General features: G+C 67.5%; 20 protein-coding genes. 2 read left to right on the top strand and 18 right to left on the bottom strand.

Annotation, left to right across the window (positions count from 1 at the left end; all coding sequences use genetic code 11):
• Positions 1–10 precede the first annotated feature (10 nt).
• The 15 genes from F8M74_RS29275 to F8M74_RS29205 all read right to left on the bottom strand — a co-directional run bounded on the left by F8M74_RS29275 (position 11) and on the right by F8M74_RS29205 (position 15,272).
• Entirely contained in the window at positions 11–466 is a 456-nt protein-coding gene (locus tag F8M74_RS29275; RefSeq protein WP_141258752.1) for a cytochrome C oxidase subunit IV family protein, read from the bottom strand.
• Between the two features lie 14 nt (positions 467–480).
• On the bottom strand, positions 481–1,149 hold the full coding sequence (locus F8M74_RS29270; protein ID WP_141258751.1) for a cytochrome c oxidase subunit 3 family protein: 669 nt from the start codon (positions 1,147–1,149) through the stop codon (positions 481–483).
• Entirely contained in the window at positions 1,139–2,809 is a 1,671-nt protein-coding gene (gene ctaD / locus F8M74_RS29265) for a cytochrome c oxidase subunit I (RefSeq protein ID WP_141258750.1), read from the bottom strand. Before ctaD ends, F8M74_RS29270 begins: the two co-directional genes overlap by 11 nt.
• Complete coding sequence (gene coxB, locus F8M74_RS29260; RefSeq protein WP_141258749.1) at positions 2,793–3,839, bottom strand: cytochrome c oxidase subunit II; 1,047 nt, start codon at positions 3,837–3,839, stop codon at positions 2,793–2,795. Before coxB ends, ctaD begins: the two co-directional genes overlap by 17 nt.
• Positions 3,836–4,717, bottom strand: a complete 882-nt coding sequence (locus F8M74_RS29255; RefSeq protein ID WP_141258748.1) for an SCO family protein — start codon at positions 4,715–4,717, stop codon at positions 3,836–3,838. Before F8M74_RS29255 ends, coxB begins: the two co-directional genes overlap by 4 nt.
• 36 nt (positions 4,718–4,753) lie before the next feature.
• Positions 4,754–5,221: a hypothetical protein gene (locus F8M74_RS29250; RefSeq protein ID WP_141607803.1), complete on the bottom strand. Its 468-nt coding sequence runs from the start codon at positions 5,219–5,221 to the stop codon at positions 4,754–4,756.
• Positions 5,218–6,462: a hypothetical protein gene (locus F8M74_RS29245; RefSeq protein WP_141257199.1), complete on the bottom strand. Its 1,245-nt coding sequence runs from the start codon at positions 6,460–6,462 to the stop codon at positions 5,218–5,220. The genes F8M74_RS29250 and F8M74_RS29245 overlap by 4 nt, the downstream gene beginning before the upstream one ends.
• A complete protein-coding gene (locus F8M74_RS29240) occupies positions 6,459–7,052 on the bottom strand; it encodes a cytochrome c (protein ID WP_011556031.1) in 594 nt (197 codons plus the stop codon). The genes F8M74_RS29245 and F8M74_RS29240 overlap by 4 nt, the downstream gene beginning before the upstream one ends.
• Positions 7,049–7,594, bottom strand: coding sequence for a DUF3341 domain-containing protein (locus tag F8M74_RS29235; RefSeq protein ID WP_011556030.1), 546 nt, complete (start codon positions 7,592–7,594; stop codon positions 7,049–7,051). Before F8M74_RS29235 ends, F8M74_RS29240 begins: the two co-directional genes overlap by 4 nt.
• Positions 7,595–7,599: 5 nt before the next feature.
• The gene (gene nrfD, locus F8M74_RS29230; RefSeq protein ID WP_141257200.1) at positions 7,600–9,039 is read right to left on the bottom strand and encodes an NrfD/PsrC family molybdoenzyme membrane anchor subunit; all 1,440 of its coding nucleotides are present in this window, start codon (positions 9,037–9,039) and stop codon (positions 7,600–7,602) included.
• Between the two features lie 3 nt (positions 9,040–9,042).
• Positions 9,043–12,237, bottom strand: a complete 3,195-nt coding sequence (locus F8M74_RS29225) for a TAT-variant-translocated molybdopterin oxidoreductase (RefSeq protein WP_141257201.1) — start codon at positions 12,235–12,237, stop codon at positions 9,043–9,045.
• Positions 12,234–12,896 (bottom strand): cytochrome c3 family protein, encoded by a 663-nt coding sequence (locus F8M74_RS29220; protein WP_141257202.1) that lies wholly within the window; start codon positions 12,894–12,896, stop codon positions 12,234–12,236. The genes F8M74_RS29225 and F8M74_RS29220 overlap by 4 nt, the downstream gene beginning before the upstream one ends.
• A 401-nt stretch (positions 12,897–13,297) precedes the next feature.
• Positions 13,298–13,663 carry an HNH endonuclease gene (locus tag F8M74_RS29215; protein ID WP_141257203.1) on the bottom strand — a complete coding sequence of 122 codons (366 nt, stop codon included), beginning with the start codon at positions 13,661–13,663 and terminating at the stop codon, positions 13,298–13,300.
• Position 13,664: 1 nt separating this feature from the next.
• Positions 13,665–14,003, bottom strand: a complete 339-nt coding sequence (locus tag F8M74_RS29210; RefSeq protein ID WP_194857008.1) for a hypothetical protein — start codon at positions 14,001–14,003, stop codon at positions 13,665–13,667.
• Positions 14,004–14,021: 18 nt separating this feature from the next.
• Positions 14,022–15,272 (bottom strand): ligase-associated DNA damage response exonuclease, encoded by a 1,251-nt coding sequence (locus F8M74_RS29205; RefSeq protein ID WP_228560500.1) that lies wholly within the window; start codon positions 15,270–15,272, stop codon positions 14,022–14,024.
• Between the two features lie 301 nt (positions 15,273–15,573).
• On the opposite strand from F8M74_RS29205, the gene F8M74_RS29200 reads away from it, so the two are divergent.
• Both F8M74_RS29200 and F8M74_RS29195 read left to right on the top strand, forming a co-directional pair.
• Positions 15,574–17,067: an anthranilate synthase component I family protein gene (locus F8M74_RS29200; protein ID WP_141257204.1), complete on the top strand. Its 1,494-nt coding sequence runs from the start codon at positions 15,574–15,576 to the stop codon at positions 17,065–17,067.
• Complete coding sequence (locus tag F8M74_RS29195; RefSeq protein ID WP_141257205.1) at positions 17,064–17,627, top strand: aminodeoxychorismate/anthranilate synthase component II; 564 nt, start codon at positions 17,064–17,066, stop codon at positions 17,625–17,627. Before F8M74_RS29200 ends, F8M74_RS29195 begins: the two co-directional genes overlap by 4 nt.
• Here the strand turns inward: F8M74_RS29195 and F8M74_RS29190 are convergent, their stop codons facing one another.
• The 3 genes from F8M74_RS29190 to F8M74_RS29180 form a co-directional block, all read right to left on the bottom strand.
• Positions 17,628–18,233 (bottom strand): histidine phosphatase family protein, encoded by a 606-nt coding sequence (locus F8M74_RS29190; protein ID WP_141257206.1) that lies wholly within the window; start codon positions 18,231–18,233, stop codon positions 17,628–17,630. It lies immediately after the preceding gene.
• 62 nt (positions 18,234–18,295) lie between these two features.
• A complete protein-coding gene (locus F8M74_RS29185) occupies positions 18,296–18,826 on the bottom strand; it encodes a hypothetical protein (RefSeq protein WP_216620561.1) in 531 nt (176 codons plus the stop codon).
• Positions 18,827–18,841: 15 nt separating this feature from the next.
• Complete coding sequence (locus tag F8M74_RS29180; protein ID WP_228560501.1) at positions 18,842–20,491, bottom strand: hypothetical protein; 1,650 nt, start codon at positions 20,489–20,491, stop codon at positions 18,842–18,844.
• Positions 20,492–20,620: the final 129 nt, after the last annotated feature.

Here is a 20,620-nt window from a genome sequence, read left to right as displayed (position 1 = left end):
CCCGACCGCCTTACTGCTTGGGCGCGCCGGACTCCTCGCCCGTCTTCCCTTGCTTGCGGATGCCGCCGCCGTAGCGGCCTTCCTCCGCGTCCGCGCCGATGTCGATCGCCTGCATGTCGCTGTACGTCGAACCCGGAGGCGTGGCGCCGCGGAAGCGGGTGCCCAGGTCCACCAGCGGAATGGCGAGCAACAACACCACGAAGATGATGGAGACGGCGAACACCAGCCGGTTGGCGCCGCGGTGGTCAATCAGGTGCATGAAGTAGAGCAGCACCAGCGCGCCCTTGGTGGAGGCGATGACGAGCGCCAGCACCAGGCCCCAGGTGGGGATGTGGATTTGGCCAGTTTCGACCGTGACAAACGTCAGCACCAGCAGGAGGCCCCAGATGAGCCAGTAACGGCCCGCTCCGTGGTGCTCCTCGCGCATGTTCTGTTCTTCTTGCCGGGATTCGTTGGCAATGCCCATGGTGGAGGAACCCTTCAAACGAGGTACAGCATCGGGAAGAGGAAGATCCACACCAGGTCGACGAGGTGCCAGTACATGCTGCCCAGCTCGACCATCGTGTAGTTGTTCGGCCCGAAGTCAGCCTTCTTCAGCGCGCGGACCATGGAGAAGGCCAGCACAATCATGCCGATGACGACGTGGATGCCGTGCAGGGCCGTCGCGCAGAAGTAGACCGTGAAGTACAGGGGCACGCCCGGAAGCTGGATGCCCTCGTACGAGTAGAAGCGGCCCGGCAGCGTGCCAATCTCGAACTTGTGGTGGTACTCGAAGTACTTGATGACGAGGAAGCCGACGGCCATCACCAGGGTGAGGGCAATCTGCACCGCGACCATCTTGTTCTTCCCCTCCTTCGCGTAGTGCACCGCGAGCGCCGCGGTGAGCGAGGAGGTGATGAGCACCACCGTATTGATGGTGCCCAGCTGCAGGTCCAGGCTGCGGCTGGCGGCGGCCCACGCCTCCGGGAAGAGGAAGCGGTAGACGCCGTAGCAGATGAAGAGGCCGGCGAAGAGCAGGATTTCCGTCGCCAGGAACAGCCACATGCCCAGTCGCGCGGCGTGGTTCTGCACCTCGAGCGAGGCGAAGTGGCCGGCGAGGTGGGGGACGGGCTGGGCGGTGCCCCCGGCGGCGTGAGAACTAGACTGCATCGGGCACCTCGGCCTTCTTGGGGTCCACGTAGAAGTGGGGCTCCTCCGGGAACTCCGGCTGCGGCCCCACGAAGTTGTGGGTCGGCGGCGGAGACTCGGACAGCCACTCGTAGCCCTTGCTGCGCCACGGGTTCTTGCCGGACGCCTTGCCGTAGATCAGGGCGTACGTCAGGTACATGGCGATGATGATGAACCCGAACGCCAGCAGCGACGCGCCGGCCGTGGAGGCCACGTTCAGCTCCTGGAAGCGCTCCGGGTACTCGTAGTAGCGCCGCGGCATGCCGTTGTTGCCCAGCAGGAACTGGGGAATGAACGTGGCGTTGAAGCCCAGGATGATGAGCGCCGCGGCCACCAGACCCCAACCCTCGTGGTACGTGCGCCCGAACATCTTCGGGAACCAGTAGTGGAGGGCGGCCAGGAAGGCCATGATGGTCGCGCCCACCATGATGAAGTGGAAGTGCGCCACCACGAAGTAGGTGTCGTGCCAGGCGACGTCCAGCGACACCGTGCCCAGCGCGATGCCCGTCATGCCACCGAACACGGTGAAGAACAGGAAGCCGCAGAAGTAGGCGAAGGGCGTCTTGAACTCGACCGCGCCCTTGTAGACGGTGCCCACCCAGTTGAAGACCTTGATGGCGGTGAACACGCCCACAATCATGGTCAGCACGCCGAACAGGCCGCCCGCGAAGGTGGACTGGCCGGACACGAACATGTGGTGGCCCCACGCGAAGAAGCCCACGAAGGCGATGCCCAGGCTGGAGTACGCCACCGCGCGGTAGCCGAAGATGTTCTTGCGGCTGTAGGTCGCGACGACCTCGCTCATCACGCCGAAGGACGGCAGCACCATGATGTACACGGCCGGGTGGCTGTAGAACCAGAACAGGTGCTGGAAGAGCACCGGGTCACCGCCGCGCGCCGGGTCGAACATGCCGAACCCGAACAGGTTCTCCACCGTCACCAAGACCAGCAGCAGGCCGATGACCGGCGTGGCCAGCACCTGGATGCAACTGGTGGCGTAGATGGCCCACACGAACAGCGGCATCTTGAACCAGGTGATGCCCGGCGCACGCATGGTGTGCACCGTCACGATGAAGTTGATGCCCGTGACGATGGAGCTGAACCCGATGATGAACGCGCCGAACAGCACCGGCGCCACCGTGGTCGTCGTGTGCGCGCTGTACGGGGTGTAGAACGTCCAGCCCGTGTCCAGGCCGCCGTTGAGCATGCCCCACAGCGCCAACACCGCGCCGGCCAGGTAGATGTAGAGCGACAGCAGGTTCAGCCGGGGGAAGGCCACGTCCTTGGCACCCAGCATCAGCGGCAACATGAAGTTGCCGAAGACGGCGGGGATGGCCGGAATCATGAACAGGAAGATCATGACCAGGCCATGGAGCGTGAACGTACGGTTGTACGTCATCGCGTCCATGATGGTCGGGCCCGGCGTCAGCAGCTCCACCCGGATGAGCAGCGCGAAGATGCCGCCCACGAGGAAGAACAGCAGGACCCAGAACAGGAACATGAGCCCGATGCGCTTGTGGTCGACCGTCAGCAGCCACGATTTGATGGTGGTGCCGTCGACCAGGTAGCTCGGGTGGTGGTCGTGATGCTCCTCGGGCGCGGGGGTGGCGCCCGGGGCTGCGATGCTACTGGATGGCGTCATAGGCGGGTCCCTCGGAGGCGCCCTCACGGACGTTCGGAGTGCGAAGCGACTTGATGTACTCGACGATGGCAGCCGTCTCCGGGCCCTGCAGCTTGCCCTGGTAGGTCGGCATCACGTTCTGGTAGCCCGCCACCAGGTGGGCGCCCGGGTCCATCATCGACTGGGTGATATAGGCCTCGTCCACGCGGATGGTCTGCCCGTCATCGAGCTGCTCCACGCGGTCGTACATGCCCAGGAAGGTCGGGCCGATGTGCTGCGAGCCGTCCACCGAGTGGCACTTGAAGCAGCCCTGCGTGCCCGCGAGCACCTGGCCCTGCTCCACCATGCGCGCCACCGGCGGCACCAGGGAGTTGTCCGCCAGCGCGTCCTGACGGTCCTGCAGACGGCCGCGGCGCTGCTCTTGGATCCAGTTGTCGTACTCCTCCTGCGGAAGCACGACGACCTCGGCCAGCATCTTCGAGTGCGACAGGCCGCAGTACTCGGTGCACAGCACCTGGTACGTGCCCGGCTTGGTCGCCTCGAACCAGATCTGCGTGTAGCGGCCCGGGAGCGCATCCATCTTGATGCGGAAGGACGGCACGTAGAAGGAGTGCAGCACGTCACGCGAGGTGATGAGCAGACGCACCGGACGGTTCGCCGGTACGTGCAGCACGTTCACCCCGTTGGGGCCCTCCGGGTAGGAGAACTTCCACATCCACTGCTTGCCCATGACGTAGACATCCATCGAGTCCTTGGGCGGCGTGGTGACCCACGTGAAGTCCCGGAACCCGATACCGAACCAGGCCAGGAAGAACACGAGGGGAACGGAGACGAAGAGGAACTCCGTCTTCAGGGTGGGGACAATGTACTCCGTCGCCTGCGCCGGCAGGCGGCGGCGGTAACGGAAGAAGAAGAACAGGGCCGCCATACCGACCGCCGTCGACATCACCATCGTCGTACCCACGACGAAGTGATGCAGCGAGTCGATGCGCTCCGCGAACGTGGACGCGGCCTCCGGGAGGAACAGGATATTGTTGAGAAGCTCGCTCATGCCGCCGCGCCTTTCTTCAGCTCGCGCCTCCAGAAGTAGATCAGCATCGTCGCCAGGGCGCAGAACACGGCTATGCCGCCCAGGCGGATGAACCCGAAGATGTAGAAGCCATACCGCCGACTGGCGGTGTCATACTTGAAGCAGGACAGGATGATCTGATCGAAGCTGGTACCCACGCGGCCATTGGCCGCCTCCAGCAACGCCAGCTTCATGTCCGAGGGGGGAAACGTCGTCCCGTAGAGATACCGGGAGATGCTGCCTTCCGGCGTGAGCACGTGCACCACGGCTGCGTGGGCGTACTGCTTCGTGCTCTCGTCGTAGGTGTACTTGAAGCCCAGGGCGTCGGCGAGCCGGCGGATTTCCGCGTCCGTGCCGGTCAGGAAGTGCCAGGGGGCCGTCTCCGGCTTGCCCATGGACTGCAGGTGCCGCCGCCGCCGCTCCAGGCTCTGGGCGGGCGTGTCGTCAGGGTCGATGCTGACGGTGACGGCTTCGTAGTCCTTGCCCAGCTCGAGCCCGAGCTCCTTCATGGACTGCACCTGGGCGTTGAGCACCAGGTTACAGAGCATGGGACAGTTGTAATAGACGAGCGTCAGCAGGGTGGGCCGCGCCTTCGGCACCACGTCGCCCAGGCGCACCTCGCGCCCGGAGGCGTCGAGGAAGCGGGTGTCCATGGGCACCAGCTCCCCCAGATGCTCCTGCACGTCCACACCCTGGATGGGGGGCGGCAGGTCCTGCTGTGCCTCCAGGATGGCCCGGGGCGTCTTCCCGGCACCTGGCATGGCGGAGGCCGGCACCGCGACGGCCAGCACCAGCGCCGCCGCGGCGAGGAAGCCCGCGCGGCAGGCGCGCGGAAGGATGTAGGAGCGGGTGGACATCATTGCAGGACGGCTCTTACGACAGGGGAGCGGTGAAGGCTACTGCTGCGGTGCCGGAGGCGTCTGCCCGGGAGTGGTCTCCGGGGCGGGCGTGGGGGTCGGAGCAGGGGGCGGGTTGCGCTTCTGCTCGATGACCGTCTTCATCGCGGCGTCGATGCCGGGGTGCTGCTTCACCCCCGGCTGGTCACCCCAGCCGGCGCGCAGCGCCTGGTCCTGGCCGCTGATCTTGTCCACGGCGTGCCAGTCCTGCTCGAACAGGCGCTGGTTGACGATGCCCACCTCGTACTGGCCCATCGCCGCAGGACGCGGCGGCGGACCCTCCGGCTGGATCTCGGCCATGGTCCGGACCTGGATGGTGTAGGCCCAGACGATGCCCACCGCGAAGATGACGAGCGCACCCACGCCGATGCCCACCACCTTGCCCATGACCAGGTGGTCTTCTTCCGCCGCCACGCCGTGCGCGCCGACGATGACGCGCGACTCGAGCTCAACCTGGGTCTTCTTCATGGCTGCACGTACCTCAAGGACTCGGCGATGTAGGGGTCCTTCACCGTGAGCGTGTAGTGGCCACGCGCCAGGAAGAGGGCGAAGCCCACCGCGATACCGCCCACTCCGAAGAAGGCCGTGAGCAGCGACCAGTGGAAGGTCGGGCCCGCGTCACCGGTCAGTGCCGGCCACACCAGCCAGTACAGGTCCACCGCGTGGATGATGAGCAGGTACACGGCCACCACGGCCAGCTTCCGAGGCTGCAGCTTCAGCTTGCGCGACAGCAGGATGCCGAAGGGCAGCAGGAAGTGGAGGAAGAACAGGGCGATGGACATCGACCGCCACGGGCCGAACATGCGCAGGCCGTACCAGGGCGCCTCTTCCGGGATGTTCGCGATCCACACCAGCATGAACTGGGAGAAGGCGATGTAGGCCCAGAACGCGGTGAAGGCGAGCATCAGCTTGCCGAGGTTGTGGAAGTGGTCCAGCTTCACGACGCTGCCGTAGAGGTCCTTGCCCTGGGCGTTCACCGTGACGATGGTCAGGATGCAGAAGGCCGCCAGGAAGCTTCCGGCGAAGTAATAGACGCCGAAGATGGTCGACTGCCAGAGCGGCGTGAGGCTCATCAGCCAGTCGAAAGAAGCGAACGTGATGGTGAGGGCAAGGAAAGGCAGCACACCCGGAGAGAACTTGCGCTGCTTCACCGTGAAGTCGAGTCCACCCTCGGTGTCCTGCTTCAGGCTCCACGACCGCAGCCGCCAGGCCGCAAAGGACCACACGCCGAAGTAGATGATGTGGCGAAGGCCCACGCCCGGAGGGAAGGAGAAGTGGTTGTTCAGGTACCCGTGCTGCTTGTGGCTCAGGTGCTCCAGCTCCAGGCTGGAGTAGCCCTTGGTCAGCTCGGAGCCTTCCCACCAGGGGTAGAGGTAGGCGGCCATGGCCAGCAGCGGCAGGGCCAGCACGAAGAACACCGGAATCACCGCGGAGGCCGTCTCCATCGTCCGGCGCAGCACGATGAGCCACTTGGCCTTCGCCGTGTGGAAGATGGCCTGCATGATGAGGAAGGCGACGCTGATGCCCACCCAGTAGGTGAAGCCAATCAGATAGGCGTGCGCCGTCTCACCCTTGGCGTCGGTGGCGAAGAAGCCACCCAGCGTGGCCAGGAGGCAGAGAATGCCCACGGCGAACGCGGGCACCATGAGCTTCGGCGTGCCGGTGTACGGCCCGAAGCTGGTGTGCGAGTTGGTGACGGGGGGACTCATCGGTTCTCCTGCGGAACGGGCTGCTGGCCGTCCGTGCGGGTATTGCGGGCCGTCTGGAGTGCGCGGACGTAGGCGACCACGGCCCAGCGCTCGCGCAGGTCGAGCTCACCGGAGAAGGACGGCATCACGCCGTAGCCCTCGTTGATGGCCACGTAGAAGTGGCCGTCCGACTTGCTCTCCAGGTCCAGCAGCGAGGGAGGCAGGCGCAGGGCCATGTTCTCCGCGACGATGCTGTTTCCATCGCCGAGCACGCCGTGACACTGCGAGCAGACGATGTTGTACTTCTTCTGACCCAGGGTCAGCAGGTTCTGGTCCACCGTGATGGGCAGGTGGGCCACCGGCTGGCCGGCGCTGCGGCCGGTGAGGGCCACCTGGCGCTGGGTGGGGTCCTTGAGCTCGGGGAGCTTTTCGAAGCGCTCACGCGGAACCGTGCCCACGGGAGGCGTGCGCATGGCGCGACCGTCCGCCCAGAAGTCGGACGCCTCGTAGTACTCGTACTTCGCCTGGTGCTCCATGCGCTGGAGGAACTCCGAGCTGACGTTGCAGCCCGTGAGCGTGGCGAGTCCGGCGGCGGGGATGAGCCACCTCATTCCTTCTCTCCCGTGACGAGGGTCACCTGGGTCGCGCCCAGGGCCTTGAGCTGATCCATGACCGGCGCCGCGTCCGTGCCCGTCGCCTGGGGCACGCTCAGCCAGTAGCCGTGCGTGGAGGCGGTGCGGAACTCCTCGGACTCGAAGACGGGGTGGTACGGCTGGGGCAGGCGGCTGAGCCCCAGCAGACCGAAGAAGATGCCGAAGGCGGCGAACAGCACCCCCAGCTCGAACGTGATGGGCACCCACGCCGGCAGCGACAGCAGCGGGCGACCACCGATGTTGAGCGGGTAGTCGATGGTGTTCATCCACGTCTGCATGGCCAGCGCCGTGGCCACGCCCGTCAGACCGCCGCACAGGGCGATGAAGGGGACGCGCGAGGGCGGCAGACCCAGGGCCTCCGACCCGCCGTGCAGCGGGTACGGAGAGTAGGTGTCCATTCCCTCGAAGCCCTTCTCCCGCATCTGGCGGGTGGCGGTCACGAGGGCGTCCGGCGTCGAGAACTCGGCCAGGACCCAAGAATCGAGAACGGTGGCTTCCATGGCGCTTAGTGAGCTCCGTGGGTGAGGGTGCCGGCGCCGGCAAGCGCATCATCCGAGCCGTGCTGATGAGCGGCGTGCTTGAGCTCGAGCTGGAGCTCCTTCACCTCGCTGATGGCGACCGCGGGCACGAACTTGAGGAACAGGAGGAACAGGGTGCCGAACAGGCCCAGCGTGCCGATGTAGATGGACCAGTCCACCCACGTCGGGGTGTAGATGCCCCAGGAGGACGGCAGGAAGTCCTGGCTCAGCGAGGTGACGATGATGATGAACCGCTCGCACCACATGCCGATGTTCACCGCGATGGACGCCACCCACATGATGGCGATGTTGGTGCGGCACTTCTTGAACCAGAAGATGTTCGGGGTGATGACGTTGCAGGCGATCATCAGCCAGTACACGCCGGCGTAGGGGCCCGTGGCGCGGTTCACGTAGAAGGTCCAGAGCTCGTACTGGTTCTGCGAGTACCAGGCGACGAAGTGCTCCATCAGGTACCCGTAGGAGACGAGCAGGCCCGTCGCCAGGATGACCTTGTTCATGTTCTCCAGGTGGCGGTCCGTGATGACGTCCCGCAGACCCAGGTACTTGCGCGCCGGGATGATGAGCGTGATCACCATCGCGAAGCCGCTGAACACGGCGCCGGCCACGAAGTAGGGCGGGAAGATGGTGGCGTGCCAGCCGGGCAGCAGGGAGACGGCGAAGTCGAACGAAACGATGGTGTGCACGGACACCACGAGCGGCGTGGAGAGGCCGGCCAGCAGCAGGTACGCAATCTTGTAGTTGTGCCAGTGCCGACCGGAGCCGCGCCAACCGAGCGCGAACAGGCCGTAGATGGTCCGCTGGAGCTTCGTCTTGGACGAATCACGCAGCGCCGCCAGGTCCGGGATGAGGCCCACGAACCAGAAGAGCGCGGACACCGTGAGGTAGGTCGAGATGGCGAACACGTCCCACACCAGCGGCGAGCGGAACTGCGGCCACGCGCCCAGGGTGCTGGGGTAGGGGAACAGCCAGAAGGCGAACCAGGGACGGCCGGTGTGCAGCAGTGGGAACAGACCGGCGCACATGACGGCGAACAGCGTCATGGCTTCCGCGAACCGGTTGATGCTCGTGCGCCACTTCTGCTGGAAGAGCAGGAGGATGGCGGAGATGAGCGTACCGGCGTGGCCGATACCGACCCACCAGACGAAGTTGATGATGTCGAACGCCCAGCCGACAGGCTGGTTGTTACCCCACACGCCGATACCGCGGGCCAGCGTGTAGGTGACACCGATGACGAGCAGGCCCAGGGCGCTGAGCGACAGGCCGAAGAGCATGAACCAGCCCTTGCCCGGCTTGCGCCAGACATGGTCCAGCAGCGTCTCGTTCAGGGACGCGTCGTCATGGTGCGGCGCGACGAGGTGCCGCGGCTCGAGCGGGTCTTGATACGTGTTGGAAGCAGTTTCAGCCATGGCTTAGTGGCTCCCTTGGTTCGCAGCGGCGGGCGCGGCGGGCTCGAGGGCGGGGTTGGGATTGCGGACGCGAATGAGATGCGCGGTGCGCGGGCGGGTGCCCAGCTCGTGGAGCAGCTTGTACGCGCGCTCGTCCTCATGGAGCTGCGTGACGCGCTGCTGCGGGTCGTTGAGGGAGCCGAAGGTGATGGCCTGCGTGGGGCAGGTCTGCTGGCAGGCCGTCTGCAGCTCCTTCTCATTGATGACGCGCTTCTCGACGCGGGCGTCGATGCGCACTCGCTCGATGCGCTGGACGCAGTACGTGCACTTCTCCATCACGCCGCGGTTGCGGACGGTGACGTCCGGGTTCATCAGCATCTTCTCGGTGGCCGTCTTGTCCGCCGTGTAGTGCAGGTAGTTGAACCGGCGCACCTTGTACGGGCAGTTGTTCGAGCAGTACCGGGTGCCGACGCAGCGGTTGTACACCATGTCGTTGAGGCCCTCGTCCGAGTGCACGGTGGCGTTCACCGGGCAGACGTACTCGCAGGGGGCCTTCTCGCAGTGCACGCACATCACCGGCTGCATGACCATCCGGGGGTCGCTCTCGCTGCCCTCGAAGTAGCGGTCGATGCGCAGCCACTGCATCTCACGGCTGACGGAGACCTGCTGCTTGCCCACGACGGGGATGTTGTTCTCCGCCTGGCAGGCAATCACGCACGCGCTGCAACCGGTGCAGCGGGACAGGTCGATGGCCATGCCCCACTTGTAGCCCTGGGGGTTGCTGGGGCCCTTGTTGTAGTCGAAGGCCGGCAGGTTGTCCTGGACGCCGAACTTCAGCTCGCTCTTGACGCGGTGGAGCGTGTGCTGCGTCGCGATGGACGGGTTCTTCAGCTCGGACAGCGGCATGTCCAGCGCCAGCGGGCGGTTCTCCATCCGCCAGTGCGTCTGGGTCAGGCTGAACTTGTAGCTGCCGCGCACCTTGGTGAGCGTGGCGCCGCCGTCGAACCAGGGGGCCTTCACGGTGCGCACCGCGTTGGCGTTGAAGCCCACCGCCTTGGCCACCTGTTCGTGCAGGCCGTCACGGCCGTAGCCCAGCGACATCGTCACGGTGTCGTCCGCGTGGCCGGGGGTAATCCAGACCGGCACGGTCATCTTGCGGCCGCCGTAGGTCAGCTCCGCCAGGTCACCGGGCTCGAGGCTCAGCCTCTTGGCGGTCTCCGGGCTCAGCAGCGCGGCGTTGTCCCAGGTCATCTTGGTGATGGGGTCCGGGAGCTCCTGCAGCCAGGAGTTGTTGCCGAAGCGGCCGTCGAAGATCTTGTAGTCGTAGACGAAGTTGATCTCGAGCTCGCCCGTGGCGGGGGCCGTGTAGCCCGTCACCAACGCGGAGGCGGCGCCGAAGTCCGGAGCGCCCTGCGCCGGAGCGGCCTGCGTGCCGGGGATGGCACCGTCCGACACCCAGCTCTCCCAGTGGGCCTCGAAGTCACCCTGGCCCTCGGACTGACCCTGCCAGTAGTCGCGCAGCATCTGGTACGCGGGGCGGTAGGGCTCGTCGAGGAACATCGCCAGCAGCTCGGACTCCGGCACGCCGTTGTAGAGCGGCTGGATGAGCGGCTGGGCAATGGCCACGGTGCCGTCGAACGAACGGCCGTCGCTCCACGTCTCCAGCGGGTGCGCCGCGGGGACGAACCAGTCGGCGTACTGGCTGGTCTCGTCCTCGTAGAGGCCCGTGTAGAGAACGGTGAGTTTGCCGCGGTTGGGGTTGGTCGCCGGGTCCAGCAGCTCCTTCAGACCCGTGTCCGCCGGAACCGAGAACACCGGGTTCCAGCTGGTGATGACCAGCGTGTCCACGCGGCCCGCCGTGATGTCCTCCACCAGCGCGCGGACCTGGCTCAGGCCCTCCTGCTCCGCGATGGACGACTGCACGTACTTCACCGTGGTGCCGGTGTTGCCCAGCGCGGCGTTGATGGCGTGGACCAGCGCGTGGACCGCCGCCGGCTGACGCTCACCCGCGACCACCAGGGTGTGGCCCGGACGCGCGGCGCGCAGGTCCGCGACGACGGCCTGCACCCATGCGTTGTGGTCCGCCTTCAGCGACGCCTTGTTGGCGGCGGCGCCAGCCAGCGAGGCGGCGGGGCCACCCACGGCCTGGGCCACGGCGGCGGCGACCGCGAGCACGTCCTGCGACTTCACGCGCAGGCGGTGGTCGGCCATGCCGCCGGTGATGGAGAAGCGGGCCTCGGCCACGTAGAGCCGGTTGAGCGGACCGTTGTTCGGGTCACGGCGGTTGGCGAACTGGCGCGCGTAGCCCAGGTTCTCCGGGCGGCTCTCCAGGAAGTCCGCGTCCAGCGACAGGACGATGTCCGCCTGGGCGAAGTCGTAGACGGCCGAAACGGCCTGTCCGCCGAAGAGCGCGCGGGTCGCCTCGTCCTGCGTGTCGTGCGTCTGCGCGGTGTAGCTGTGGAAGCGCGCGTTCGGCAGCTTCTTCAGGATGCGGTTGCGCAGGTCGCCGGTCAGCGGCGAGTTGCCGGGCTCGGACAGGAAGCGCACGCGGCTGCCACCGTCACTGGCGGCGGCCTTGTTGGCGGCGTTGACCAGCTCCTCGCGCAGGACGCGGAGGGCGCGGGGGCTCTTGCCCTGACGGAGCACGCGGGCGCGGCTCGGGTCATACAGGGACAGGAGGAACGCCTGCTCCCAGGGGCCAGCGGCGCCCTGGTTGACCGGGTGGTCCGGGTTGCCCTCGATCTTCACGGGGCGACCCTCGCGGGCGGTGATGAGCAGACCGGAGGTGTGACCGGCCAGCGTCATGCCGGACGCGTAGTGGAGCGGGTTGCCCGGGACGAGCTCGGGAGGCGTCTTGGTGTACGGCAGGATGCGCTCATCCACCGGACGGGTGCTGCACGCCGTGGCGCCGGCCAGCGCCAGCGAGGCACCCAGCAGGTGCATGAACTCGCGACGGGCGAAGCCCGTGGGCGCCAGGTCCGCGCCGACGGGGAACTCCGGCCGCGTCTCTTCCAGGTAGTCGGGCGTGCCGAGCTTCTCCTCCAGGCTGCGCCAGTACGTCTGGCCATAGCCGGGCTCGGAGGGGGAGGCGTTGGCGGCCGCGTGCTCGAGCGCCTCGCCGACAACGTCGGACTTGGCGGCAGGCCGGTCCGTGACGACCGGGAGCGCGAAGGAGGAGGGGGTATCCTGCGACGGGGCGCCGTCGCGCTTCGTGTTCATCGGTGGCATGTGGAGCAGCTCTCGCGCGAGTGGACGTCGTACGCTTCTGCCAACTGGCGGCCAAGCTCAGCGGCCTTGGCCTTGTCTTCGGGCGGGGTCCACGTCATGGACGTGATGAACTCCGCCGGACGCAGATGGGGCTCCGGATTGCGGTGGCAATCCAGGCACCAGGCCATGGTGAGCGGCGCGGCCTGCTCCACGGCGGCCATCTGGTCGACGCGGCCGTGGCAGGTGGCGCAGCCAACGCCCTTGGCCACGTGGATGGAGTGGTTGAAGTAGACGAAGTCCGGCAGGTTGTGCACGCGGACCCAGGGGATGGGCTGGTCGGAGAAGTACGCCTTGCGGACCTCGTTGAGGTACGGGCTCTTGTTCCAGACCTGTGCGTGGCAGGACATGCACACCGTGGTGGAGGGGATGCCCGCGGAGGGCGACTCCTCGACCGACCAGTGACAGTACCGACAGTCAATCTGCTCATCACCCGCGTGGTGGCGGTGATCGAACTCGATCGGCTGTTCAACGGGCCGCTGCTGGCCAGTGACGTACGGCGAGCGCACGTAGGCCATGAGACCGCCGATACCGATGGCGGGCACGGCAAGGAGCGCCGCGGCGGACAGCCGCGACACCGTGTTCGTCCAACGTGGGAAGAGAGGGCCGCTCATACCTGGACCATGGGCAAGGGGGCTTCGACAACAGCACTCGTGAAGGGAACGAAAGGCGAGGCGTGGGCGTTACCGGGCACAGGGAGCGGAGGGGCGTTCCCGGCCCCACTGGGGCGGGTGGGCGGTAGCTCCTGGCGCACTGAAGGCGAAGCGGACACGTCCAACGAAACCTCTATTAGTAATGCCGTGGGCGGGGCCCTCCTCCTCTCCCTGCCCTAATGCGGCGCGGGACCATCGGGCATCGACACGGCAGTGTCAACCATTCTGAATTGGCGGCACGGGGATACCACTTCCTCGTGCGAGGGCGGAAAGTAGCGGTCGCGCGGTGATGAATCTCTCTTCTGGAGGGAGGTAGGGACGATTGAACAAAGCACCCGCTGGAGTGGATCACACCGGGTGTTTCACGGCTCTTCGTCGGTCTCCGGCTTCCGCCAGCGCGCGAGGCGCCGGGCCAGAAGCCTTTCCACCAGCTCCCGGGCGCGTGCGTCCCGGTGATAACGGGCGTCGTGCCGGGTGCCCTTGCCCTGATTGCACCGGGCGCAGGCCAGACCCAGGTTGGTCAGCGCCTCGGTACCCCCGGCCGTCTTTGGCAGGATGTGCTCGATGGTGGCGCGGCTGATCGGCTCGCCATCCAGGCCGACCCATAAGTGCGCGTTACAGTGCAAGCACTTGCCGAGCCACGCCTCGCGGCCCCGGTGGTTGGCGCGCTCGAAGGTATTATCCGTTTCGATGATACCCAGTATCTTCCGACGCTTGGCCTGACTCACCCTACACCTCGACGATTGCGGGGCCGGCGAGGGTGAAGATGCGATCGCCGGTGCGGCGGGAGACGTTGAGGCCACCGGTGAAGGCGCTGAAGGCCGGGAGCACGCCCATGTCGCGTCCCACATGGAAACAGGGGAGACGCAGTGTGTCGCTCTTGCCGCCCAGTCGCACCATGGGGTGGAGGTGACCTGCCCACACGTAGCGGCCTGACATGGACCGCGGGGGATGGGCGAAGCGGAAGGGGCCTTCGTCGGCGTGGGACTCGCGGACGTCCAGGCGCCAGCGCCCGGGCAGCGTCTCCACGTGCCGATCATGGTTGCCCCGCACCAGGACGCACTCCACGGACGCGTGGGACTCCCGTCACAGGGCCAGCCGGTCCGTCAGGGCGGGGGTGAGGCCCTGGCGGGAGATGAAGACGTCGTGCAGCAGCGACGCGCTGGCCTGGACCTGCCGCGAGGACTTGCGCGCGCCGGGCAGGCCCGGCAGCACCATCCCGGCGATGCGGGCGATGTCGCGGAACTGGCGCTTTGACAGCTCGCCGACGTTGTCGCTCACCAGGACGTCCGCCTCCAGACGGTCGCGGGTGAAGAGCACGGGGTGCAGCGCCTCCTCGAAGGGGAAGGGCGTGGGCGTGGGCGTGAGCAGCTCCAGGCCGTAGTCAGGTGGACGTGGTCTGGTCCAGCGTTTCGTAGAGGTCCGCCAGTCGCCGCACGCGTCAGTCCACCGCTTCGCCTTCGAAGGGCGTGGCCAGGGGGACGGCGTCCACGCCCTGCTCGCGCAGGTAGTGGGCCAGCGGCGACGGTTGCCTCGAACGCGCATCCAGCCGGACGCGAAGCCGGTTTCGTGCGCACCGAAGCGGCGCATCCACGTGGTGCAGCTCGTGCTCGGCGGCGCCAGCACCAGCGCTCTCGCGAACGAGGTGCCCTTCTCCACCTCGGACACCCGTTGCGTGGGCAGCATGCGGACGCCCGCGTCCCGGTATACGTCCACCAGGGAGTGCAAGGCGCCGTGGACGAACACGGTGCGGTCGGTCAGCTTCGCCAGCTCCGCGAGCAGCCGCTGCGCCTTGCCCAGCGCGTAGCAGAACAGCACCGCCGCGCGGCCCAGCGCGCGGTTTGCGTCCCACCCACGCAGGATGTCCTCGGCCACCTGCTCTGTCGCGTCCCATCGGAAGATGGGCAAGCCGAACGTCGCCTCGGTGATGAAGGTGTGGCAGGGGACGACCTCGAAGGGCGCGCACGTGGGGGCCGGCGCGCGCTTGTAGTCACCGGACACGACCCATCTCTCACCGCCGTGCTCCACGCGCAGCTGCTCGCTGCCCAGCACGTGGCCCGCGGGATGGAAGCTGACGGTGACTCCGTTGATGCGCAGCCGTTCGCCGTAGTCGAGCGTGTCGATGGTGGCGTCCGCGCCCAATCTCTGGTGGAGCAGTCCCTCGCCCGCCCGGGCGCCCAGATAGCGGTGGCTGCCACTGCGTGCGTGGTTCCCATGCGCGTGGGTGATGAGCGCCCGGTCCACTGGGCGCCAGGGGTCGACGTGGAATCCGCCGGGAACGCAGGAGAGCCCCTGCGGCGTCACCGTCATCAATGGAGCGGAAGGCGCGGCACTCAAAGTCCCATTCAGAGAGCGAGGGGCTTGGAGCCGGACCACCCGGGGTAGGACGCCGCCTCACCGGCGGGAGCTCCCCGGGCTGCTCTCCGGGCCCCCGCTGGCCTGGGGGCTTGCGCGACGTGGGGAGGGGAATATCGGACCGCTTGGAGGACTCCCCCGGACGGGGGATAACCCAGGGATGGCGCCCGTCCTGCTGCTGTCCGCGAATCCACAACGCCGCCAGTGAAGCGCTTCATCGGAGCCGAGACGGGCCACCCCATTCCCCCTGCCGTGATGCGCGGTGGGAAGTGAGTCAAAGACGATGGATGCACAGGAGCGGAAGTCAGCCTATCGGCAGCGCGCGGAGCAGGGTGAGGCGGTGCCGGTGTCGGTGGAGTTGCCGGCGGACCTCGACACGCCGCTGTCGGCCTATCTGAAGCTGGGCGGTGGTTCGCGCGGCTTCATCCTCGAGTCGTGCTACGGCGGCGAGCGGTTCGGCCGCTACAGCCACATCGGCGCGGAGCCCGCGGGCCGCGTGCGGCTGGACCGGAACGGTGCCACCTTGTGGCGCGGCTCGAGGGAGGAGCGCCGGGACGGCAAGCCCCTGGACGTGCTGCGCCAGCTCTGGCGCGAACTGGCCGTGGCCCGGCTCCCTGGAGAGGCCCCCTTCCTCGGCGGGCTCGTGGGGTACATGGGCTACAACTGCTTCTCGTGGCTGGAGCCCACGGTGCCGGACCGGCACCCCAGCGACATCTCCTTCCCGGACTCGGAATGGCTGGTGTGCGAGGACTTCGTCACGCACGACACCCGCACCGGGACGCTCAAGGCCACCGCCATTGCCCGGCCCTCACTGCACGGCAGCGTGGCCGCCGCGCTGAAGGACGCGGAGGCGCGCGCGCAGGCCATGGCGGACCGGTTGCTGAAGCCGCTGCCTCCGGAGGCCTATGCGCCTGCGCCGCGCATGCGTGGGGACGTGGCGCCTACCGCGTGCTGGGACCGCGCGGGGTATGAGTCGGCGGTGGCTCAGGCGCAGGAGTACATCCGCGCAGGAGACATCTTCCAGGTCGTGCTCGCGCGCCGCTTCGAATCCCGGGGCGCGCCGCCGCCGCTGTCGCTCTACCGCGCGCTGCGGCGGGTGAATCCATCGCCGTACCTCTTCCTCGTGGAGCTGGGCGAGGCCCGCGCGCTGGTGGGCGCGTCGCCGGAGTTGCTGGTGCAGGTGCGCGACGGGGACGTGGTGGTGCGGCCCATCGCCGGCACCCGGCGCCGTGGCGCGTCCGAGGCCGAGGACCTGGCTCTGGAGAAGGAGTTGCTCGCGGACGAGAAGGAGCGCGCCGAGCACATCATGCTGGTGGACCTGGGGCGCAACGACGTGGGCCGCGTGGCGGCGCCTGGCTCGGTGCGCGTCGAGGACATGATGCTCATCGAGCGCTACAGCCACGTGATGCACATCGTGTCGCAGGTGCGCGGCAAGCTCGACGCGAAGTACGACGCGCTGGACGCGCTGGCCAGCACCTTCCCCGCGGGAACGGTGTCGGGCGCGCCCAAGATTCGCGCGATGCAAATCATCGACGAATTGGAGGTCCAGCGGCGCGGGCCCTACTCGGGCGCGGTGGGCTACCTGTCCTTCTGCGGCACGCTGGACGTGGCGATTGCGCTGCGCACCTTCTTCGTGGACGGAGACCGGACGATGTGGACCTCGGGCGCGGGAGTGGTCGCGGACTCGGTGCCGTCGAAGGAAGCGGACGAGACGGAAGCCAAGGCGGGCGCCATGGCCGCCGCGCTGCGGCTGGCGCGCGAGGGAGGTGGCCGGTGATTCTGGTCATCGACAACTACGACTCCTTCACCTTCAACCTCGTGCAACTCCTGTACACGCTGGGGGCCGAGGTGAAGGTGGTGCGCAACGACGACCTGGATGCCGAAGGTGTGGCGGCCTCGGGCGCGTCCCACCTGGTGATTTCGCCGGGGCCCTGCACGCCGCATGAGGCGGGCGTCAGCGTGGCGGCCATTGCCCAGTCGCGTGTGCCGGTGCTGGGCGTGTGCCTGGGGCACCAGTCCATTGGCGCGGCCTTCGGCGGCAAGGTGGTGCGCGCGCCAGAGCCGGTGCATGGCAAGGCGGCGCGCATCCGGCATGGCGGCACGGGGCTCTTCGCCGGGCTCAGCGAGGGCTTCGCGGCGGCGCGCTACCACTCGCTCATCGTGGAGGCGCCGTCACTGCCCGCCGAGCTGGAAGCCACCGCGTGGAGCCAGGATGGCCTCATCATGGCGCTGCGCCATCGCGAGCGGCCCGTGGTGGGCGTGCAGTTCCATCCGGAGAGCGTGCTCACACCCGAGGGCCCCGCGCTGGTGCGCAACTTCCTGGAGGGACGGCTGTAGCTACGCGCGCAGGTGCGTGGTGTCGTTCCAGGACACGATGGCCGGGCGGCGCCTGTCGCCGTCATGGCCGAGCACGCTGATGGACGCGGTGCTCAGCAGGAAGAGGCGGCCTTCCCACGGGGGCAGGCCCAGCCACCGCGCCGCGAGCACGCGAAGCAGGTGCCCGTGGGCGAAGATGAGCACGTCCCCGTCCGTCCGGAGTGCGTCGGAGATGACGCTGTCCACGCGACTGGCCACCTGTGCTGCGGTCTCTCCGTTGGGGACGCCGTTCTTCCAGATGGTCCAGTCGGGCTGCTCCGCGCGAATCTCCGCGCCGGTGCGCCCCTCGTAGTCGCCGTAGTCCCACTCCATGAGGTCCTCGCGCAGTTGGGCGTAGTCCCCATAGCCGGCCAGGGCGCAGGTGTCCGCCGCGCGGCTCAGCGGGCTGGTGTAGACGGCGTCGAAGCGCCAGGCCTTCAGCGGCGCGCCGAGAAGGCGGCCCATCTCCCTTCCGGAGCCCAGGAGCGGAATGTCCGTCCGCCCTGTGTGCCGGCCGTCGCGGCTCCACTCCGTCTCTCCGTGCCGGACGAGTACCACCTGTTTCCCGGGGGTCTTCATGGCGCGCATTCTGGCAGGGCTCGGGCTCGCGCGCTGGTGGAAGCCAGAGGCCCCTCAGGGCGCCAGGACTTTCAGTGGGCGATGTAAGTCGCCGGCAGGAGCGTCTTTCCGCCCATGCCGTCGAAGAGGCTGTCCTTCAGGTACAGGTGGATGACGACGCGTGAGCGCTGCTCCAGGGCGCTGCGCGTCGTCGAGAACTGGATGGTTCCGGCTTGGGCGTTGATGAGACCTGCCAGGCTGTCTTCCTTGAACGCTCCCACGTCGTCCAAGCGCACGGTGATGTCCACCTGCTTCACGTACCTGGGCAGGAAGAAGCGCCCCAGGAGGTGGGCGTGGTCCGTGTCCGACAAATCCATGGCGCGTGCGTTGGGCGAGGGCTCGAAGCGGACGGGCTCGCCGAAGGACGTGACCTCGACCTGTCCCATGCCCAGCAGGACCTTCTCGTACTGTGCCGCATCCTGGCCTCGCAGGCGGATTTCGAAGGCGTCCAGCACGGGGTCCCCCAACGCCCGCATCAAATCGTCTTCGCTGCTATCGCAGGCACCTGTCCCCAGTGCCACGAGCAGGCCCGGAACCCACCTGGATAGGGATGGAATCTTCATGACCACGCTCCCTCCTCAGAACCGAGGTTCCTCGGCGCGCTCCATGGCTCGTAGCGGGTCCACCGCGAAGATTCGTTTTCGCAGCGGGATGGCGGTCCGCTTGCCAGAGTGGTTGTGCCGCTCCAGCCGTTGACGCAGCTCTTCCACCCGGCCGGGGTCGAGCGAGGCCGGATTCTCCAGCGCGGACAGGGTCGGCGCGCGCGTGTTGAAGACGCGCTCGTTGCAGACCGCCGTCAGCGCTTCGCGCGCTGTCCGGACCTTCAAGGACTCCAGTGCCGTGCGGCGCGCGTTGTTCGAGGCGATGGCGGGGTTGGCCCAGAGGATGCCCAGGGCGCCTGGGAGGGTGGAGACTTCGCCGAGAGCGCCGAGGGAGATGGGGCCGTATGCCAGGCACTCCAAGAGGGCGCTCTCGCTGGCGCCGAAGAATCCGCGGTCCCGGGTCGTCGGCTGCGGACGAGGCGAGCCCCAGGAGTAGACGCCACACATCGCGCCGTTCGCGAGCTGGGGCACCGGCCGCGTGAGGAGGCGGGTCAGGTTTCCCGTCGTCACGTCCACGGCATGGAAGCCGCTGACCCTGCGGGTGTCGGGGCCGCTGGTTCCGTAGAGGAAGAACTCGCCGTCGCGTGTGAAGACGGCGGCGCTCATGACGGGGTTCTCCGCGGACCTGCCGTCAATCTGCGCGAGCTCGGCATGGTCCGTGGCCACGCCCGTGAGCGGGTCGATGCGGGTCAGCCGCTGGGTGGCGTTGTTGAAGGCGTAGAGCTGGCCGTCCCGGGGATTCATCGCGAAGTCCGCCATCTGGAAGTCTCCCGGGACGGTCACCACTTGCTCGGAGAGGGTTCCTCCGGTGCTGGGGTTGATGCGGATGAGGCGATGGGTGCTGTGCTCGAAGCCGACGTAAGAGCCATCCTTGAGAACGGCTCCCGCAGTCCAGATGGCCGAGCGAGGTGCAGCGGTGTCCAGAGGGGCGATGATGCTCGAAGAGCCGGTGGCGTCGACGCGGATGAAGCTGGCAGCGCTGACGCCGTCGGAGGCGATGGCGTACAGGGTGTTGTCGAAGTGGTTGAACGCCAGCGCGTTGTAGGGAAGCGCGGCTTCACCCTGCAGCGTCACCGCGCCGGTGGCGGGGTCGAAGATGTAGAGCCGCGAGGGGGCCGCGGGCCGTCCTTCCGGAGAGCGAGAGGCCGTGGAGAGGTAGACGGTGTCGTCGCAGAGCAGGTTGGGCTGAGGGAGGCAGAGCACGTTGGCCCCCGCCTGGCTGGCACCTGCGTCCCAGCCGATGCTGAAGGTGCTGGTGAAGGAGACCTCGTGGTTGGGCGTCACGGGGTTCGCATCGTGTATCCCCAATGTGAGACACGCGTCGTGGCTCTCCAGCTCGATTTCGCACTGATACGTGACGTGGCCTCCCGCTGGAACCACGAGGGGTGACGTGGGCGAGAGCGTGCAGGACTTCAGCAGGGGCGCGGTCGCGGAGAGCAACTCGGAGGGGAGCGTCGGGTCGATGTTGGTGACGGTGAACGTGAAGCGCAGCGTCTCCGGATAGGTGTCGACCGTGTATTGCTTGAGCCCGTTCACGAGCTTCTCGGCTCGGAAGTCGCTGGCCCAGGCGTTCGAGGCCCAGACGGCGCCGATGAACAGGAGCCCGAGCCACTTCCTACCCATCATGGGGGTCTCCTCGTCCGTCATTGCTGGAGGGACAAGGGACGGCTGCAGTCGATGTGCCAGTTGTTCTCTTGTTTATTGTTATTCTTGGGGGTTGATACATGTGCCCCCAAGGGCGCCCGGATGTCGAAT

The sequence above is a fragment of the Myxococcus sp. CA023 genome (assembly GCF_010998615.1).
Lineage (GTDB): Bacteria > Myxococcota > Myxococcia > Myxococcales > Myxococcaceae > Myxococcus.
The sequence above is the reverse complement of the archived record's forward strand: the minus strand, read 5'-3'. Positions and strand labels throughout refer to the sequence as shown.

Bases quoted from the DNA above. Each gene is read 5' to 3' on its own strand.
- F8M74_RS29185 (WP_216620561.1), bottom strand. From the start codon at position 18,826: ATGAAGATTCCATCCCTATCCAGGTGGGTTCCGGGCCTGCTCGTGGCA.
- F8M74_RS29180 (WP_228560501.1), bottom strand. From the start codon at position 20,491: ATGATGGGTAGGAAGTGGCTCGGGCTCCTGTTCATCGGCGCCGTCTGG.
- coxB (WP_141258749.1), bottom strand. From the start codon at position 3,839: ATGAGCGAGCTTCTCAACAATATCCTGTTCCTCCCGGAGGCCGCGTCC.
- F8M74_RS29200 (WP_141257204.1), top strand. From the start codon at position 15,574: ATGGATGCACAGGAGCGGAAGTCAGCCTATCGGCAGCGCGCGGAGCAG.
- nrfD (WP_141257200.1), bottom strand. From the start codon at position 9,039: ATGGCTGAAACTGCTTCCAACACGTATCAAGACCCGCTCGAGCCGCGG.
- F8M74_RS29220 (WP_141257202.1), bottom strand. From the start codon at position 12,896: ATGAGCGGCCCTCTCTTCCCACGTTGGACGAACACGGTGTCGCGGCTG.
- ctaD (WP_141258750.1), bottom strand. From the start codon at position 2,809: ATGACGCCATCCAGTAGCATCGCAGCCCCGGGCGCCACCCCCGCGCCC.
- F8M74_RS29190 (WP_141257206.1), bottom strand. From the start codon at position 18,233: ATGCGCGCCATGAAGACCCCCGGGAAACAGGTGGTACTCGTCCGGCAC.
- F8M74_RS29275 (WP_141258752.1), bottom strand. From the start codon at position 466: ATGGGCATTGCCAACGAATCCCGGCAAGAAGAACAGAACATGCGCGAG.
- F8M74_RS29240 (WP_011556031.1), bottom strand. From the start codon at position 7,052: ATGAGGTGGCTCATCCCCGCCGCCGGACTCGCCACGCTCACGGGCTGC.
- F8M74_RS29225 (WP_141257201.1), bottom strand. From the start codon at position 12,237: ATGAACACGAAGCGCGACGGCGCCCCGTCGCAGGATACCCCCTCCTCC.
- F8M74_RS29245 (WP_141257199.1), bottom strand. From the start codon at position 6,462: ATGAGTCCCCCCGTCACCAACTCGCACACCAGCTTCGGGCCGTACACC.
- F8M74_RS29270 (WP_141258751.1), bottom strand. From the start codon at position 1,149: ATGCAGTCTAGTTCTCACGCCGCCGGGGGCACCGCCCAGCCCGTCCCC.
- F8M74_RS29250 (WP_141607803.1), bottom strand. From the start codon at position 5,221: ATGAAGAAGACCCAGGTTGAGCTCGAGTCGCGCGTCATCGTCGGCGCG.
- F8M74_RS29235 (WP_011556030.1), bottom strand. From the start codon at position 7,594: ATGGAAGCCACCGTTCTCGATTCTTGGGTCCTGGCCGAGTTCTCGACG.
- F8M74_RS29255 (WP_141258748.1), bottom strand. From the start codon at position 4,717: ATGATGTCCACCCGCTCCTACATCCTTCCGCGCGCCTGCCGCGCGGGC.